Source organism: Schleiferilactobacillus harbinensis DSM 16991 (genome assembly GCF_000425885.1).
Lineage (GTDB): Bacteria > Bacillota > Bacilli > Lactobacillales > Lactobacillaceae > Schleiferilactobacillus > Schleiferilactobacillus harbinensis.
On record NZ_AUEH01000008.1, the window covers coordinates 25653 to 43422 of the forward strand.

The 17770-nt window shown below is 53.0% G+C and carries 15 protein-coding genes; 5 read left to right on the top strand and 10 right to left on the bottom strand.

Annotated features, from left to right (window positions below; all coding sequences use genetic code 11):
- Window positions 1–6 precede the first annotated feature (6 nt).
- The 4 genes from H627_RS16845 to H627_RS0103710 all read right to left on the bottom strand — a co-directional run bounded on the left by H627_RS16845 (window position 7) and on the right by H627_RS0103710 (window position 4818).
- Window positions 7–1539: an FGGY-family carbohydrate kinase gene (locus H627_RS16845; protein ID WP_081674624.1), complete on the bottom strand. Its 1533-nt coding sequence runs from the start codon at window positions 1537–1539 to the stop codon at window positions 7–9.
- 69 nt (window positions 1540–1608) lie between these two features.
- Entirely contained in the window at window positions 1609–2553 is a 945-nt protein-coding gene (locus tag H627_RS0103700; RefSeq protein ID WP_027827847.1) for a transketolase family protein, read from the bottom strand.
- Window positions 2543–3376, bottom strand: a complete 834-nt coding sequence (locus H627_RS0103705; protein ID WP_027827848.1) for a transketolase — start codon at window positions 3374–3376, stop codon at window positions 2543–2545. Before H627_RS0103705 ends, H627_RS0103700 begins: the two co-directional genes overlap by 11 nt.
- A gap of 11 nt (window positions 3377–3387) precedes the next feature.
- Window positions 3388–4818, bottom strand: coding sequence for an L-fucose/L-arabinose isomerase family protein (locus H627_RS0103710; protein WP_027827849.1), 1431 nt, complete (start codon window positions 4816–4818; stop codon window positions 3388–3390).
- Window positions 4819–4959: 141 nt separating this feature from the next.
- Between H627_RS0103710 and H627_RS0103715 the strand changes: the two genes are divergently transcribed.
- From H627_RS0103715 to H627_RS0103730, 4 genes are all read left to right on the top strand, one after another.
- Complete coding sequence (locus H627_RS0103715) at window positions 4960–5973, top strand: LacI family DNA-binding transcriptional regulator (protein ID WP_027827850.1); 1014 nt, start codon at window positions 4960–4962, stop codon at window positions 5971–5973.
- A gap of 120 nt (window positions 5974–6093) precedes the next feature.
- Window positions 6094–7311, top strand: coding sequence for an MFS transporter (locus H627_RS0103720; RefSeq protein ID WP_027827851.1), 1218 nt, complete (start codon window positions 6094–6096; stop codon window positions 7309–7311).
- A gap of 13 nt (window positions 7312–7324) precedes the next feature.
- On the top strand, window positions 7325–8869 hold the full coding sequence (locus tag H627_RS0103725) for a DUF5060 domain-containing protein (RefSeq protein WP_027827852.1): 1545 nt from the start codon (window positions 7325–7327) through the stop codon (window positions 8867–8869).
- A gap of 22 nt (window positions 8870–8891) precedes the next feature.
- Window positions 8892–9800: an ROK family protein gene (locus H627_RS0103730; protein WP_027827853.1), complete on the top strand. Its 909-nt coding sequence runs from the start codon at window positions 8892–8894 to the stop codon at window positions 9798–9800.
- A gap of 85 nt (window positions 9801–9885) precedes the next feature.
- On the opposite strand, the gene gtfA is transcribed toward H627_RS0103730, so the two are convergent.
- From gtfA to H627_RS0103760, 6 genes are read right to left on the bottom strand one after another with little or no spacing between them, the layout of a single operon-like run.
- Window positions 9886–11322 (bottom strand): sucrose phosphorylase, encoded by a 1437-nt coding sequence (gene gtfA, locus H627_RS0103735; RefSeq protein WP_027827854.1) that lies wholly within the window; start codon window positions 11320–11322, stop codon window positions 9886–9888.
- A 3-nt stretch (window positions 11323–11325) separates the two neighbouring features.
- Window positions 11326–12951 carry an alpha-glucosidase gene (locus tag H627_RS0103740; RefSeq protein WP_027827855.1) on the bottom strand — a complete coding sequence of 542 codons (1626 nt, stop codon included), beginning with the start codon at window positions 12949–12951 and terminating at the stop codon, window positions 11326–11328.
- Window positions 12948–13574 (bottom strand): hypothetical protein, encoded by a 627-nt coding sequence (locus H627_RS0103745; protein WP_027827856.1) that lies wholly within the window; start codon window positions 13572–13574, stop codon window positions 12948–12950. The genes H627_RS0103740 and H627_RS0103745 overlap by 4 nt, the downstream gene beginning before the upstream one ends.
- Window positions 13575–13590: 16 nt before the next feature.
- On the bottom strand, window positions 13591–14406 hold the full coding sequence (locus tag H627_RS0103750; protein ID WP_027827857.1) for a carbohydrate ABC transporter permease: 816 nt from the start codon (window positions 14404–14406) through the stop codon (window positions 13591–13593).
- Window positions 14403–15269 (bottom strand): carbohydrate ABC transporter permease, encoded by an 867-nt coding sequence (locus H627_RS0103755; protein ID WP_373880561.1) that lies wholly within the window; start codon window positions 15267–15269, stop codon window positions 14403–14405. The genes H627_RS0103750 and H627_RS0103755 overlap by 4 nt, the downstream gene beginning before the upstream one ends.
- A gap of 12 nt (window positions 15270–15281) precedes the next feature.
- The gene (locus H627_RS0103760) at window positions 15282–16574 is read right to left on the bottom strand and encodes an ABC transporter substrate-binding protein (protein ID WP_027827859.1); all 1293 of its coding nucleotides are present in this window, start codon (window positions 16572–16574) and stop codon (window positions 15282–15284) included.
- A gap of 205 nt (window positions 16575–16779) precedes the next feature.
- On the opposite strand from H627_RS0103760, the gene H627_RS0103765 reads away from it, so the two are divergent.
- Window positions 16780–17739, top strand: a complete 960-nt coding sequence (locus H627_RS0103765; protein ID WP_027827860.1) for a LacI family DNA-binding transcriptional regulator — start codon at window positions 16780–16782, stop codon at window positions 17737–17739.
- The last annotated feature ends 31 nt before the right edge of the window (window positions 17740–17770 follow it).

The following is a 17770-nucleotide window of genomic DNA, read 5'->3' on the forward strand; positions in this document are numbered from 1 at the left end:
TCACTATTAGCTTTTTTCAGCCGTCATCAGGTTATCCTGGTGGCGGTTGTTGTGGTTTCTAGGGGCTGCTTCTTCGTGGCAGACTCCCAGAACTGCCCGATGCCACCCCGCCAACAAATTCTGGCGCTGATCATCATCAATGGCATTTTGGTAATGGTGATAGTTCAACACGGTATTCAGCTTCAGCTGACCATACACCGTCAAGGCCCGGCCGGCGCAGTAAGCCACGCCGAAAGCACTCAACTCTTCGATGTCCGGCACCGACACGGTGACATTGGCAATGTTGCTTAGAAATTGCATCAAATAGCTGTTCGCCGTGACCCCGCCGTCAACTTTGAGCGTTGTCGGCTGCCCCGCCTTTTGGTCGATTGCCGCCAGGATATCACTAATTTGGTAGGCAATCGAATCCAGGGCGGCGCGGATAATTTCTGCCCGGCCGGTGGTACGAGTCATCCCCGTCAGTGTCGCCGTTGCCGTGGCATCCCAGTAGGGCGCGCCGAGACCGGAAAAGGCCGGGATGAGATAGGTCTGATCCGCCGCGACTGCTTGGCGGGCCAGCGGTTCAGCCTCGGCCGCCGACTGAATGAGCTGGACATCCTCGGTCAGCCATTTGATGACGGCCCCAGCATAGTTGATATTGCCCTCGGCGACGTAGGCGGTCCGCCCGTTGATGCGCCAACCGATCGAGGCCACGACATCAGCCGATTGGATGGGCTGGTCGCCGATGTTCATCATCACGGATGAGCCCGTGCCGATTGTAGCCTTGACGTCGCCAGGCGCGGTGCAGCCGTGACCATACAAGGCTGCTTGCGAGTCGCCCAGCATACAGTGGATTGGGATGGGCTGGGGAAAAATCCCGTCGAAAGTGGTTTCGCCAAACAGGGCATTAGAAGAAACCACTGCCGCCAGCGCGTCCTGCGGGACACCGAAAAGCTGGCAGAGCTGCGCGTCCCAAGCCACCGTATGGATGTTGAGGAGTTGTGTGCGCGAGGCGTTGGAAGGCTCAGTCTTGAAAGCCTGGCCGCGGGTCAGGCGATACAGCAGCCAGGAATCCATGGTGCCCAGGCATAGGTTGCCGGTATCCGCTGCTTGTTTGACCGCTGGGACGTTTTGCAGCAGCCAGGCAAACTTAGCAGCGGTGAAATAGGGCGACAACGGCAGCCCGGTTTTGGCTTTGACCTTATCGGCGGCATCGGTTAGCTGGTCCGTGATCGCGGCCGCCCGGGCGTCCTGCCACACAATGGCATTGGCCAGGGAATTCCCGGTGTCCCGAGCCCAAGCCGCGGCGGTTTCCCGTTGCACAGAAATACCGACACCGGCAATATCCCGCACGGGGACGTGGCTGTGTTCGACCAGATCATTGATCAGCTGGATGACGTTGCCATAAATTTCATCCAAATCATGGCTGACCCAACCCTGGTCGTTGATCAGTTGGGTGTGGCTGCGCGCGTGTTTATAGACAATATTGCCAAGATCGTTGAACAGTATGGCTTTTGTCCCTTGGGTGCTCTGATCAAGCCCAATCATATAACTGCCCATTATTGGTCACCTCATTCATTTTCTAAAAAACGGCCGCTGATTCCCAGCGACCGTCGCGTCCTGCTGATGTTAGTGAGTCAGCTGGCGGACAGTGCGGGCAGCAATATCGTCAGCATCGATCCCGTAGTAATTGAACACTTCGTCCTGGGTACCGGCAATGGCTGGCTCATCTGGGAAACCGATAATATCGACCTTGGTGTCGCCGCGCGGGGCCAGCGCCTCAGCCACAGCGGAACCCAAACCGCCATAAATCGAATGTTCTTCAATCGTCACGATCCGGTGAGTCTGGTCCGCTACCCGGTTGAGTAGGTCAGTGTCCAATGGCTTAATACTGACCAAGTCGATGACTTGGGCCCGAATTCCCTGTTGGGTGAGGATGGCCGCCGTATCCAGGGCAACTTGCACCGTCTCACCAGCCGCCACGAGGGCAATATCATTTCCGTGGTCAGCAATCACATTGCCCTGTCCAGGCCTTTGGAAGGCCGCGGCTTCACTGGTGTAAATATCCGCCAGTGCCCGCTTACCGATGCGCACGTAAGCCGGGTGCTCAGACTGCACCAGGTAGTGCATCAAGGCGCGGGCCTGGAACTGATCCGCCGGCATGTAGACCTCCAAATTCGGAATGGCCCGGGTGATCGCCAAGTCTTGCAGGGAATGGTGGGTATTACCTAAATAGCTATAGGAATTGCCCCCGGAGATGCCCATCAGTTTGACGTTCGTGTTGGAGTACGCCACGTCGTCCTTGACCTGTTCCACACTGCGCATGGTGAGGAAAGCAGCGGGGGAGAAGGCAAAGGGCCGCTTGCCGCTGTGGGCCAAACCGGCCGCAATGGTCACAGAGTTTTGTTCCGCAATGCCAATCTCAATCAGCTGGTCGGGCAAGGCTCGGGCAAAGGGATTGAGCGACGCTGACCCGCGGGAATCGGTGGTTAAGGCGAGAATGTTCCGATCTTTTTTGGCGGCGGCAATTAATTCAGTACAAATGATGTCGCCGACTTTCGCACTATTTGGCATGGACGAGCCCTCCAATCTGTTCATCTAATTCGGCTAAGCCTTGCTGATATTGTTCGGGAGTCGGAATTTTGTGGTGCCATTCCGGCCGATTTTCAGCAAAACTGATGTCCTTGCCCTTGATCGTATCGGCCAGGATCAGCTTGGGCCGCCCCGGGGTATTGCGGGTTTGCAGCGTATCCACGAGCTGACGCATGTCGTTGCCGTCGATTTCAACGACGTCGAAGCCAAAGGCGCGATATTTGTCGGCCAGCGGTTCGCTATTCATCACATTGACAGTCAGGCCGCTAATCTGCAGACGATTATGGTCGATGATGGCGGTGAGATTGTCCAGGTGGAAATTACCTGCCGCCATCGCCGCTTCCCAGACGGAGCCTTCCGCTTGTTCGCCGTCGCCCATCAGGGTATAGACGTGGTAATCTCTGCCGTCCAATTTACCGGCCTTGGCGATGCCAACACTCAGGGCCAAACCATGCCCCAGGGAGCCGGTATTCAACTCGATACCGTTGATATGATTCGTGGGATGACCGATATAGGGGGAATTAAATTGGGAATATGTCAATAAGTCTTCTTTTGGAAAATACCCGCGATCGGCCAGCACGCTATACAGGATTTCAACGGCGTGCCCTTTCGATTGCACATAGCGGTCTCGGTCAGGATCCGAGAATGATTCAGCGGTCTGATGCAGTACCTGGTAATAGAGGGCGACGAGAATGTCGGCACAGGACAGATCCGAGCCCGTGTGCCCATTTTGTGCCCGATAAATCATTTCCCAGGTGGTTTTGCGCATCTCGGCTGCTTTGCGTTCCAGCGCTTGAATATCCAAAGTGATGCCTCCTATTTCTTAATGATCGAAGTAATGTCGCCGCGCAGGTACGCCTGAACGTCCTCTTCGATAGGGTCGTAGAAATCCGGTTTTACGTTCAAGTACTTGCAGGCTTCATACAGTACCGGCACAACATCGTCTCGAACGGCCGCGATATGGTGAATGTATGGGCCGTAGACCAGTTTGGTCTCAAACCGATTCAGGTTGGCGAATTGCAGCCAGACGTAAGTGCCCTGCTCATAGGGCCCAGGGTTGGTCTCCGCGTTGCCCAGGAGGAGTGAATACTCGCCGTGATCGCCGTCAAAGCGGCATAAGGTGTAGTGACCATCCTGGGCTTCGAAGCCGACCGAGCCGGGATAATCGAAGACAAAATGGGACTTGGGCAGAATCGGCTTGTTCTTGGCAGTTGAAAAAGGAAAGACGCCTAAGTGCTGCAGCAACTCACCATTCGGATTTTCGGGGTGGCGGCAGTTCACATCAGCAAAGATGGCGCGGTGCTCGCCCATGGTGGCGGCTTCAACTAAGAGTTCAGAGATCACGCCGTGAATATCTGTTTCACAGGTAACCGGCATCCCTTCATCCTGCAGCAGTGATTCTGAAGCGTAGGGCAGAATGCCAATTTCATTCTGAAGGGCTGTCCAGCACTGGATTGCGCCGGCGTTGCAGCCGTATTGAACCATTTTGCGCTTCAAGGCGACTTTCAAGGCCGCTACCATATTCAGATCTTTATCGGCAATCTGCACGTCAGCGATCTCCCGTAGATACGCCACAGTCTTGGCAATATCCGGATCTTTTTTGTCCTGCAAGTCATGAATCTCATCGACTAATTCCGGCAGTGGAATGGGGGAGAGAGAAATGTTGAACTTCTCTAGCAGTTCACCCTCGTTCACCATCGTGGACCAAAAATCGAACGGCCGCGGGCCGACTTGCAGGATGCGCGTTTGCTTGAAGGTCTTGACGATGTTGCAAACTTTGATAAAGTCTTCGACGCCGCGGGTGAATTCCGGGTCGTCAATATCGACATTAACCAGATAGGTAAAAGGAACATTGAAGCGCCGCAACACTTTACCAATGGCAAACAGACCGCATTGGGTATCCCGCAGCCGGGAACCGTCGGCAGCCGGAGCTTCGTCTTTCGGGCCCCACAGCAGGACCGGCACGTTGAACTGTTTGGCCAGGCGCGCACATTCAAACTCAGTGCCGAAGTTTTCGTTGGCCAGGAACAGGCCATCGATGTGTGCTGCCTGGAATTTGGCCGCGATTTTATGCATGCCGTCATCGTCGTACAGCAGGCCGTCTGCGTTCGCGTCTTTGATGTCGACGTAGTTTACCTTCAATTCATCGAGTTTGGCGCGGGTTTTATCAGCGTATTCAATGGCTGCATCAGCGCTGAAGATGTTCCGGCGCGTCGGTGCGAAGCCAATTTTGATTTGATCGGTCATAAAGTGGTGCCTCCTAAACTTGATTTCTAGTTTACAAAACTGATAGTATTTGTTTAGAAAAGTAAAGGCAACTGTTTTAGTAATACCGAGTCTAGTTTAGGACTAATTCAGCACATGCCTGAATTTAGGAGATGGACGATCATGGCATTGAAGATGAGTGATATTGCGGAAATGGCCGGCGTGTCAAAGACGGCTGTTTCGTTGGCCTTAAACGGCCGGGATGGGATCAGTAAAGAAACTCGGGAGAAAATTATGGCGGTGGTGAAAGAAGCCGGCTATACCCGCCAACGGAAACGGCGGACGCCGTCGAAGCGACTACTGGGGGCGGTGACTTTTCTGGTGGTGACCACACCAGCAGTGGTTCGGGATAACTACCGAGCACTGCCGTTTTTCAGTAGCTTGATTTCGTCGTTATCGGCGAATGTCGCGGAGTTCGGCGGCACTTTAAATACAGTGACCATTGATGCCACACACTTGCGCGAAGGGCTGCAACAGCTAGATAGTGAAGACCAACTAGGCGGAACCATGGTTCTGGCGACAGACTTGAAGGCGGACCAAGTGCAACTGATTCAGCAGCAGATGCGCCACGTCGTATTTTTGGATACCTACTATGAAGACATCACCGCGGACTTTGTCACCATGGATAACTATCAAGGCGGCGGGATCGCTGCGCAGCACATCTTGGATAAAGGCTATACAGACATCGGCTACTTTGCTTCTGACAAGATGATTTCTAACTTTTCCGGCCGCCGGCAAGGCTTCCGCAATACGCTGGCTAAACAAGGGCTGCGCGTGAGTAATGACCATTTTTATTTTATTTCTCCGACCGAGTCTGATCCTAAAGGATTGGATATGAAACGGCTTGGTGCAAGCCTGCCGGAGGCTATTTTTTGCGAGGACGACTACATTGCAATCCGCCTGCTAAAAGCCGCTCGGGCAGCGGGAATGCGGGTGCCGGAAGATTTAGCCATCATGGGGTTTGACGACATTTATGAAGACACTCTGGTAACACCAGAGTTAACGACGATTCATGTGCCGGTGGAGCAAATGGCCAATCAAGCCACTTACCAACTGCAGAAGCAGATTTCGGCAACCCAGTGGAATCCACAGAAGGTGCTAGTATCAACGCGACTGGTTAAACGGAACTCGCTATGAATGCTTCCACTAGTTTATGCTTAGTTCAGTGAATTAGTATTGACGAGTTCAGAAATCTCTTCTAACATTGAATTTGTTGAAAGCGGAAACACATAGTTTATCAATTGAGGAGGTTCCACAATGAGTGATTCAAAACCCGTCGTTAATAAAACGCTCTTGAAGGTTGGGATCCTAGCCACATCGCTGATGCTTCAGGCAGCGAGTGCAATTTCTGTCGCAGTGACCGGTATGACCAAAGCGTTTGATGGCCAAAGCACCACGTCAATTCAGGCATTAGTGACGATTCCATCGTTCTCTATCATGCTTTTCGTCCTGGCCAGTACTTGGATCGTTAAGCTGATTGGCAAGCGCAATACTGTCGTACTTGGTCTTGCCTTGGCCCTGATCGGTGGTGTCGGGCCGGCATTCGTCGATAACTTTACAGTAATTGAAGTGTTTCGGTTCCTGTTTGGTGCAGGTACCGGGATCTATACGTCGTTGGCCGTCAGCTTGATTGGTGATTTCTTCAGCGGTGATGAACAGCGCAATCTGCTGGGCTTGCAATCGGCTATTTCTTCCTTAGGTTCCAGTTTGTCGACTTTCGTCGCCGGCTTGCTGGTGGGTATTAGCTGGCAGAGCACGTACTTGGTTTACTTCGTTCTGTTACCCGTTATCATCATCTTCCTGATTGGTTACCCGCGTCAGCCGAAGACGTCTGCGACTGCGGCGCAATCAACTGCTGAGACCCAGAGCGGCAAGGCCGGCAGTAAGAAAATTTCAATCTACGTTTTGGCCGGCATGCTGATTCTGTTTGTTTATTTCAACGCCATGATGGCGCTGTATACCAACTCGGGGCTGGCTTTGCAAGAAATGCACATGGCCAACCAAAATATGCTAGGTACTTCGCTAGCAGTTGCCGGGATTATCGGCAGTCTGATTACGATGCTCTATGGCCCAATTTATCGAGTACTTAAGCACGTCACCCCCATCGTATTCTGCGGTATCGGTGTTGTTGGGTTCTTCTGGATGAGCCATGCGACCAGCATGCTGTTTTTTACCATTGCCGCAGTTATGGTATCATCCACGGCAATCTTGATTCCTTATGTTTACGGTACTGTGATGGATAGTGTGCCGGATTCTACTAAGAACTTTGCTATTTCGTTGGCTATGGTCTTGAATAACTTAGGTGCGTCGTTCTCGCCGTATACTCTGTCGTTCTTGGGCAAGACATTCCAGATGACCAGTTATTCCGACTCGTTTGTAATTTGTGCGGTCATCATGATTCTGTTAGCGGTGGCCTTTGGTGTTATGCTGCTGAGCCGCAACCGGGTAGCAGCAGCATCCCAATCAAAAGCTTGAGGAGGAAATGAATATGAAAACTGTTGAACAATGGCGGCCGTACGAGTTGACCCTTACCGGGCCGACGGAGGGCAATCCATTTACTGATGTTGACTTGCAGGCTGAATTCAGTCACCAAGAGCGAACGATCACCGTTCATGGTTTCTACGACGGCAACGGGCAGTACAAGGTACGTTACATGCCGCAAATGGTAGGCACTTGGCAAGTTCGGACGATTGCCAATGTCGCTGAGTTGGATAATCAGACGGACACCTTTGAATGTGTCGCAGCCGCTGGCGACAACCACGGTCCGGTAGTGGTACAAGGAAAAACACATTTTGCCTATGCCGATGGCACGCCGTATATGCCATTTGGTACCACAGCCTATGCGTGGGCCTTCCAGAAAAAAGAATGGCAAGAGCAAACCATTCAAACGTTGAAGGAAAACAAGTTTAACAAGATTCGCATGACTGTCTTTCCCAAGTATTATAACTACAATACGACTCAGCCGGCGCTCTACCCTTATGCCGGCCAGCCCAAGAAGGTTTCGGACACGTTCGATATTGATTCCTGGAACGTGAAGCCAGAAGATATTGGTTTTGACTTTTCCCGCTTCATTCCCGAGTATTTCCAAGCACTGGAGAAGCATCTTCAAGAACTAGATGATCTCGGCGTCCAAGCCGACTTGATCCTCTTCCATCCCTATGACAGCTGGGGCTTTGCCCGCATGGGGGAGAAATTCAACAAACTCTATTTGCGCTATGTTATTGCCCGTTTTGCGAGTCTGAAGAATGTCTGGTGGTCACTTGCTAATGAATATGACCTCATGGCGCTGGTCGGTCAGATTCCATTGACTGCTTGGGATGGCATTGGTCAATTTGTCTATCAAGAGGATCCCAGTGCACATCTGCTGTCAATTCACAATTTTTACGATCCGCCGCAGCACAAGGGCACTCGGAACAATTGGTATGATTATTCTAAGCCTTGGATCACACATGTCAGTGTGCAAACGGACAATCTGTATTTTGTTCCCCAGTGGGCAGCGGATTACCAGAAACCTGTCGTGATTGACGAATGCCGCTACGAAGGCAATATTGAGTTCGGCTGGGGTGATAATTCAGCGGAGGGTATGATGGATAGTTTCTACCGCATCGTCCTGCGCGGCGGGTATGCCACCCATGGTGAAACTTATATTGATCGGCCAAATACGACCCAGTCCATTTGGTGGGCGCATGGCGGGGTCCTGCGAGGCCAAAGCTATTTGCGGATTAACTTCTTCAAACAATTATTGGATGACAACCATTTCGACTATGTTAAGCCAATGGCTACAGAGGGTCCGCATTGGGAGCTTGCTGTGGGTGAGTCGGCAGATGAGCAGCATGTTTTAGCTTATCTGGGGGACAACCAACCGGAATTCGAGATCTTCGACTTTCTTCTTGCCGGCAAGGAATATACCGCCCAACTTGTTGATGCGTGGCACATGACAATTAAAACGCTTCCTGGGATAATCGACAGTGGAACGATGTTTAAGCTGCCGCGCGGCAAGTATCAAGCCGTGCTGCTCACGCTTAAAAAATGAGCCAGTGAAAGGGAGATCAAGCATGGCGACGCGTTATCTCAGTATCGATATTGGCGGTACGAACATTAAATATGCCCTAATGGACGGGGCAGGAAAAATTCTAGAAAAAGGTACTGAACCGACTCCTAACGGTGGCTTGCTCCAGTTCATGGCCATGCTAACAGAAGTGGTTAACCGCTACGCTGATCAGATCAAAGGAGTCGCCGTTGCGGCCCCTGGGAAGGTTGGTGTCGATCACAGGACGATTCACTTCGGCGGGGCACTGCCATTCTTAGATGGACTCGATTTACGTAAGGCCTTGGCAGGCGTGTTCGACGGACCAATTGTCGTGGAAAATGATGGGAAAGCAGCTGCTCTGGCCGAACTCTGGTTGGGCAATCTGAAGGGCATTCAGAACGGTGCGGCTATTGTTCTCGGCACTGGGATTGGTGGCGGGGTGATTCTGGATGGCCGATTGCTATACGGCAGTCACCAACAAGCCGGCGAGTTCAGTTTTATGTCGAGCCACTACGACGAACCTCAATTCATCAAAGCAGCGGCCGGCAGTACTGGCTCGGCCGTACGCATGGTGCGCACGATTGGAACGGTGGCGCAGCTCGCTGATCCGGGGGATGGCCACGCAGTCTTTGAATTGGTCAACGCGCAAAAAGAACCGGCCTGGACGATTTTCAAAGAGTTTGCCCAACGTATTGCTGCACTGATTCTGAGCATTCAAGCCGTTGTTGATGTAGACCGCTATGTGATTGGTGGCGGCATCAGCGCCCAGCCTATTGTGGTGACGCAAATCAATCAGGCTTACTCGGATCTCTTGAAGGAGAATGAGATCATCGAGAAAACACTGACCCGGCCGGAGATCGTGACGGCAAAATTTCAAAATGATGCCAATCTTTTTGGCGCGCTATACAGCTACCTGCTGTTCATGGACAAATAACGTATCATTAGGAAACTGACTCAACACGCGCAAAATGGGCAGCCTCTCGCCGGAGACTGCCCATTTATTATCGGCTATTGAAAGTCTATAAGGTGACCTTTTCACCATTCACCGTAATCACAAACCGCTTCGTCGCAAAATCCGCCGCCAGCTTAGCCGTCCGACTGCCATCCCGATTACTCCGCGTAATCGTAATCTCATGGTCGCTCGGCGTCGCAACATCGATACTGCCCTCTAAATCAAAGGCATCTTCATTGTTCCGGAATACCAATAGATTCCGCAACTGCCGCACCACCGGCCGCGCCATTTCCTCATCGACTTCAGCCGCCGTGTAGTAATGCCGATTAATGTTCCGGCCTTCCTTAGTCTTCTCCAACAGGGCCAAATCATTCCGGCCCGCCAGCAAGCCGACGTAGTACACCTGGGGAATCCCCGGCGCAAACATCTGCACCGCCCGGGCCAGCAGATAGGCGGCATCGTCGTCGCCCAGCGCCGAGTAGTACGTGGTGTTGATCTGGTAAATGTCCAAGTTGTTGTACGCCGCGCTGGAATACTTCCGCTTCACGTTCGCGCCGACTTTGTACAACTCATTGGTCGTATCGTTCAGCTCGTCGTCCGTCAGCAGGTCCTTGGCATCCACCACACCTAAGCCGTCATGGGTATCCAGGGTGGTAAACTGCTTCATCGGCGAAATCTTCAGCCAATGAGCCAACCGTTGACTATCGCCGCGGTACAGACTGTGCAGCAGAATCATCGGCAAGGCGAAGTCGTAGCAATAATAGCCGTGCTCCGCTAGCTTATGAACGATAGTGTAATGCTCATGAATCTCTGGCAGCAGCGTCACGCCGTGGGGCCTCACGACATCCTGCAATTGCTGCAGTAAATCCCAAATCCCTGGTTCAACGAAGAAATCGGTGGTATCCAGCTGCTTCACCGCATAGGCAAACGCGTCCAGTCGGATGATATTCATCCCGTGGCTGATCAAATTCTCCAGCGTGTCCTTAAAGAACTGCTGGGTCGTTGCCGTGCGCACGTCCAGATCCATCTGCTCTTCGCCGAAGGTATTCCACACCTGGCCGGTGGTGCCATCCGCGAAGTGCACCGGGGCCACGGGTGCTTTGTCCTTTCGCTTATAGATCAGATCGATATCAGCCTGGGTCGGCCGGCCCGCGGGCCAGAACTTGTCCCAGTCCAGGAATAAGTCCCGCCATTGGGAATCATTGTGCTTAGCCACCCAATCTTGGAATTGGGGCGAGTGTTTAGAAATGTGATTGACCATAAAGTCGGTCATCAGCGCATAGTGTTTCGCCAGTTTTTCCACATCGGCCCAAGTGCCCAACCACGGGTCCACCTCGTCGTACCGAATCGGCGCGAAGCCCCGATCGCCAGACGACGGGAAGAAAGGCAGCAGGTGGACCATATCCACTGCATCGCGGAAATGCTTATCCAGCACGTTTTGCAGTTCGTGGATGTTGTCACCCATACTGTCCGCATACGTAATTAACATAACGCCATTTTTCATTACTTAATCCCTCGCCTTTCTCGCTCGTTGATACACCGCACCGCCATAGGGGGGCAGCTCGTCTGTTTGACCTAGGGCCGTTGTTTGCATCAGCCGCTGACCGTTAAAGTCGGCCACTGCCGCCGGCATAGCCGCTGTCCGGCCGCTGAGATTAACGACGATCAGGAATTCTTCAGCGGCGCCCACGCGGCGATACGCGAAGATCTGGTCATCGTCAATCAAGACGGGCCGGTAGTCACCAGTGATCAACGCTGCATGGCCGGCCCGCAAGGCAATTAATTGCTGATAGAAATGCCAGACCGAATTCGAATCCGCCATTTCGGCAGCCACGTTCACATCGACCGTGTTTTTATTCACCGGCAGCCATGGCCGGCCAGCCGTGAAGCCGCCAGTCGCAGTCCACTGCATAGGTGTCCGGGCATTGTCCCGGGAATGGTCGCTGACCGCTTGCAGCGCGGCAGTCGCCGTTTGGCCTTCGTGGAGACGGAAGGCATACTCCTGTTTCGCGGCTAAATCGTTCATCTGGTCGACGGACCGCCACGGATAGTTGGTCATCCCCAGTTCCTGGCCCTGATAGATGTACGGCGTGCCTTGCAGCAAGAAATACATCAGCGCGATGGCCTTCGCCGATCGGGTCCGGTAGTGCACCGGATCGCCATACACGTTGATTGCGCGGGGTAAATCGTGATTTTCCACGAACAGCGCGTTCCAGGCTTTGCCGGCCAACTGTTCTTGCCACTTCGTCAGTGCATGGGCCAGTTTCGGCACCGTTAAGGACGATGCACCATCGGATTCCCAAAAGTTAATATGGTCGCCAGTGAAAATCATGTTCATAAAACCCGTCTGGAAGTTCACCCAAGGCAAGGCCTCGGTTGGCGTCACTTCGCCTGCTTCGCCGACGGTCATGATCGGATATTCGCGGAAGATATCCCGTAATTCTTTTAAGTAGTCGAAAAGCCCGTGCACGTTGGTGTAGGCCTCGTCGCTCTGAGCCACATCCGCAAAGGTCTGCAGCTTTTTGATATGGCCAATGGCATCAATGCGGAAGCCGTCAATGCCCTGATCCAGCCACCAGCGGATCATCTTGTACACGGCCGCGCGCACTTTTGGATTTTCCCAATTCAAGTCCGGTTGGGCGGACGCGAAGGTGTGCATGTAATACTCATCAGTGGCAGCATTATAGGTCCAAGCCGGCCCTTTAAAAATACTCTGCCAATTATTAGGTACTTGGCCGTTTTTCCCTGGTTTCCAGATATACCAGTCGTGGTACGGATTGGTCCGGGAAGAACGGGCCTCCTGGAACCAATGATGCTGATCACTGGTATGGTTCACCACCAAATCGATGATCACCTTAATGCCCGCCGCATGCAGCTTGGCGAACAACGCCAGCAGACTGGGCAGATCGCCGTAAGCGGGATCGACATTTTGATAGTCGCTGATATCGTACCCGTTATCCACGTTGGGGGAGGGGTAGAAGGGAGAGAGCCAAACGAACCCCACACCAAGCTGTTTGAGATAGTCGACTTTCTGCTCAATACCGGCGATATCGCCGATGCCATCACTGTTGCTGTCTAAAAAACTCTTCGGGTAGATCTGGTAACCAACGGCTTCTTGCCACCACTGTGTCACTCGGGATTCCTTCTTTCTAGTAGATAATAACTCACGAGGGCGCTGAGACTGCCGCCCATCAGTAAAAATACGAAGCCCCACTTTAACTGGAACGTCAGGCCGAAGATTACCAGGACGGCGGCGGCACTGAGCAGGCTGCGGCCAATGGCCCAGCCACGCATTGGCGTGTGCCAGCCGCGCACCCACAAATTGAGGGTGGCTGCAAGAACGGTGACCAGGATGCCAAGAATAAGGGCCCTAGCAAAAACGATGTTCGCCAGCAAACGCCAGTAAAGCGGCAGGATCGTCATGACGGCGGCGCCAAGGAGATTAAAGCGCCAATGGGTTCGCAGCGCCGCACGCCAGTTTTGCCAAAATATCCGCCAGCGCAAGGGCTCTTTGTCCTGCCAAGCGTGAATATCTTGGAACATGGCTGCAGTGGCTGGCAATAGCAGGGCAAACGCCGCGGCGGCCGCTAACGGCGATATCAGCACCGCTTGGGGCACCGTCAGGAACACTTGCACCGCCAATAGCAGCCAGAACACACCACTGATGCTCAGCCAATGCAGGTTGATCAGGACCAGCTGAGCCAGCCAATCCAGAGCAATCATCAAGGTGCTATCGCGTTTCAGAAAAGACAACATGGGGAAGCTCCTTTCACTACTTTACCGAACCGTCTGTGACACCCTTGATGATCCAGCGTTGGGCGAAGAAGTAGAAGATGATGACGGGCAGGATGCCGAGCATCAACCCAGCCAGTGCTAGGTTCCATTGCTTCGTGAACTGACCAAAGAAGAAGAATGTTTGCAGCGGGATGGTGTAGCCGCTCTGGGGCAGCACCAAACTCGGCAGCAGATAGTCGTTCCAGATCCAAACAATGTTGAGGATGGCGACCGTAACGGTCATGGGATTCAGCATCGGCAAGATGATCGTGAAGAAGATCCGGCCGTGGCCGGCCCCTTCTAGAGTCGCGGCTTCATCCAGGGCTTCAGGAATCCCAGCAATCGCCCCTTGGTAGAGGAAAATCGACAGGCTGGCCCCAAAGCCTAGATACATGAAGATCAAGCCAGGGATGTTCAGCATTTGTGCCTTCCCAAAGATCGTCGTTAACGGAATCATGACGGACTGGAAGGGAATCAGCATGGCGGCGACAAACAGCATCAGGATCACGTTCGATACTTTGCTGTGGTTCCGTTGAATGGCGTAAGCCGCCATGGAACTAGCCAGACAGATCAAGACGACCGAGACGATGGTGATCGTCAAGGAGTTAAACAAAGAGCGGATGAAATCCAATGCCGCCCAGGCTTGCGTATAGTTGCTGAAAGTACCGTTGACCGGCAGGCCGATAACGCTGGAAAAAATCCCCTTGGGCGTCTTCATACTGTTGGTCAGGATCAGATAGAACGGGAACAGCCACAACAGACCCAAAACGAGGCCGAGGATTCCCAATAACCATTTTTTAACCCGTTTACTCATGATAAGTGCGCCTCCCGTTTACGACTAAAGTAGACTTGCAATAGCGAAATCGCCGCGACGACCAGGAAGAAGATAATGGCTTTGGCTTCCCCATAGGCCAGCTTGTTGTTTGTGAACGCAGTCCGCACAATGTTCATCGATAACATTTGGGTCGACAGGTACGGACCGCCGTTCGTTAAGGACAGGTTTTGATCGTAAATCTTGAAGCTGTTGGACAAAGTGAGAAACAGACTGACGGTGAAAGCCGGTGCGACCATTGGGAAGGTGATGTAGCGGAATCGCTGCCAAGGCGTGGTGCCGTCAATTTCTGCTGCTTCCAGGATTTCCTGGGGAATGCCCTCCAAGTAGGCAATGTAGATCAGCATGATATAGCCGGACATCTGCCAGATGGTCAGGATGACCAGGCCCCAGAAGCCGGTTTGGGGATTTGACAGCCAACCGGTCAAGGCACTGATGTGTAATGCCGTACCAATTGCCGCGAAAACCCGGACAAAGATGAATTGCCAGATGAACCCGAGAATCAAACCGCCAATCAGGTTCGGCATGAAGAAAATCGTCCGGAGGGCATTAGCCCCTTTCATCCGCTGGGTCACTAGCATAGCCAGCCCCAGCCCGATAACGTTCACCGAGATAATAACAACAATGGCGTATTTCACAGTGAACCAGAAGGCGTTGAGAAAGCCGGAATCACGGAAGGCGGCCACATAATTCGAGAACCCCACCGACTTGGTGAAAAACAAGCCGTTCCAATCCGTGAAGGAGTAAAACAACCCCAGCAGCATCGGTACAATGACCACCAAGAGGAGGCCGATCAAGGCCGGTGCGAGAAACAACCAATAGGCTTTGCTTTTTGTTTTCAACATTTTTCTAACCCCCTACTTCGTGGACTGCAGGTTCGCCCATGCTTGTTTCGCATCGGTGACCAGATCGTTCCAAGACATGACTTTCGAGAGATATTTCTGGACGTCCGGGCCGAGATTGTCTGCTTCCCAGGAAACGGGATAGCCGGCAAAGACCCAGCCGGTTGTTTGCTTCGTTTGGGTATGCTGGAAGACCGCTTCAGACAGCGGGTCCTGCATCTTCATGCCGCTGAAGCCCTTATAGGCAGGAACGAAGTGCAACAGATCGACAACGTCTTTCTTTCCCTGCGCGGTGGTGTACAGCCAGTCTAAGAAATACTTAGCGGCTTGCTGTTCTTTCTTTGGCCGGGTGCTGTTCACGGCCCAGTAGTTCGGGACGCCCACCGGCATTTTGCCGGCGTAGCCGTCGACGGGAATCGGGATCATGCCGATGCCGTCTGCCGCGAATTTCTTATCGATTTGGGCGACGGTCTGATAGATCCAGTCCCCCTGCTGAATCATGGCGACCTGACCTAAGCCGAAGTATTGCGATACTTGCTGTGAATAGTCTGTCTGCATGACATTGCCGGCGGAATAGTCGTTTTCCAGATCCAGCATCCGCTTGTATTCTTTCTCTCGGGTGAAGGGCAGCTTCTTGCTGGTATAAGCAGTCTTGACGTTGCCGTTGAAATCCGGCGCAATGAAGACGTTGCCCAGATGGTTCGTCATGACCCAAGTCTCTTGACCGGGCAGGGAGAAGACGCCTTTGAGCCCGAGTTGTTTCTTCTGGGCGTTCAACGTTTTCACTGCGGCCAGCAGCTTGTCGTAAGTGGTGAGCTTCGCCGCATCAATGCCGGCTTCGCGGAAAATCTTCTTATTATAAACAAAACCGTAACCTTCCAAGTTGAAAGGAAGGCCGAGAACTTTATTGCCTTCCTTCACAGCATCCAGGGTGCCCGGCAAGGCTAATTTGGCCGCCTTAGTGTCGGATACGTCCGTGATTTTGGTCCGGAACTGCGATACTTCGGCCGGTCCGGCGACGGAGAAGATCGTTGGTTCATCGCCGGCGGACATCCGGGTCTTCAGGGTGCTGAGATAGTCGGTACCGCCGCCCACGGAAGTAATGACGACTTTGATGTGCGGGTGTGATTTCTCATATTGGGCCGCGATCTGCTTGAACTGGGTATTATTTTCCACCTTGCCTTGCAAGATGTTGATCGTGATGTCCTTACCCCCGCTGCTTTCTTGATTGGTGCCACAGGCACTTAACAAAATAATGCTGGCGACACTGAGCATGATAATGGCTAATAACTGCCGGACCTGCTTCATTATTGGTTCCCCCTTCGGAAAAATACGGTCGCTGTTTTGTAACCGTTTCCTATAATACCTGTTTTTATGAATATGTCAATCGTTTACATATTGGAATCTGCTGGTGATTGGTGGTATATCAGTTTACCGAGAAAGAACAGTGTTATCGTTTACATAAATGGCCAATCGTGCTACACTGACGAAGATTAAAGGAGGGTTATGCAGCATGGCAACCATTACGGATGTGGCAAAAAAGGCGGGGGTGTCCGTCGCGACGGTCTCCCGGGTGATCAATAACCGCGGCTACCTGAGTGCCAACACCAAGGCAAAAGTGCAGGCGGCCATGGACGCCCTGCATTATCAGCCCAACATTGCCGCTCGTAACCTGCACGGTAAAGCAACCCATACAGTGGGGGTGGTGCTGCCGGATATCATCAATCCTTTTTATGCTGAGTTATTCCAAACTGTGGAGCAGCAACTCTTTGCGCTGCACTACCAAACGATGCTGTGTACGACCAACGGTGAACCGGAGAAGGAGAAAATGTACCTGCGGCTGATGGCGGCCAACCAGGTCGACGGCATCATCAGCAGTACCCATAATCCGGATCTGGCCGATTATCAAAACCCGACGGTACCTACCGTGGCCTTTGACCGGGTACTGTCACCGACCATTCCCATGGTCGGCAGCGACAACCAGGCTGGCGGCGAACTGATTGGCCAGTATGTGGCCCAGCATCAGCCCCGGCGCTGCTTGATCTTGGCTGGCAGCCAGGAAGATCTCGCACCGTTATCCCCGCGCATCGCCGGCATGCGGGCGGCATTAACCGCACCGATCCAGGTGGATCAAGTGGCGCTGCCCTTTGATCAGCCGGCGCCTGTCCGCAATCAACTGATTCGCCACCAGCTGGCGGCCCATGACTACAACGCGGTGTTGTGCACCGATGATTTAACGGCCATCACCGTCTGCGAGTCTTATTCAGACGGCCAGCGGCCGCTGGTTACGGGATTTGACGGGTCAAAATTCATTCGCCAGTACTATCCGAGTTTAACGACGGTGATCCAACCGTTGGATGACTTGTGCCGGCTGGCGATCCAATTGCTGCGGAACAGCATGACTGGGAATGCGGCGGACGTCACGACGTATCAGTTGCCGGTGACGCTGCATATTGGGCAAAAAAATGAATGAACCACCAAAAATAGCAGCCGCTCGCCACTGG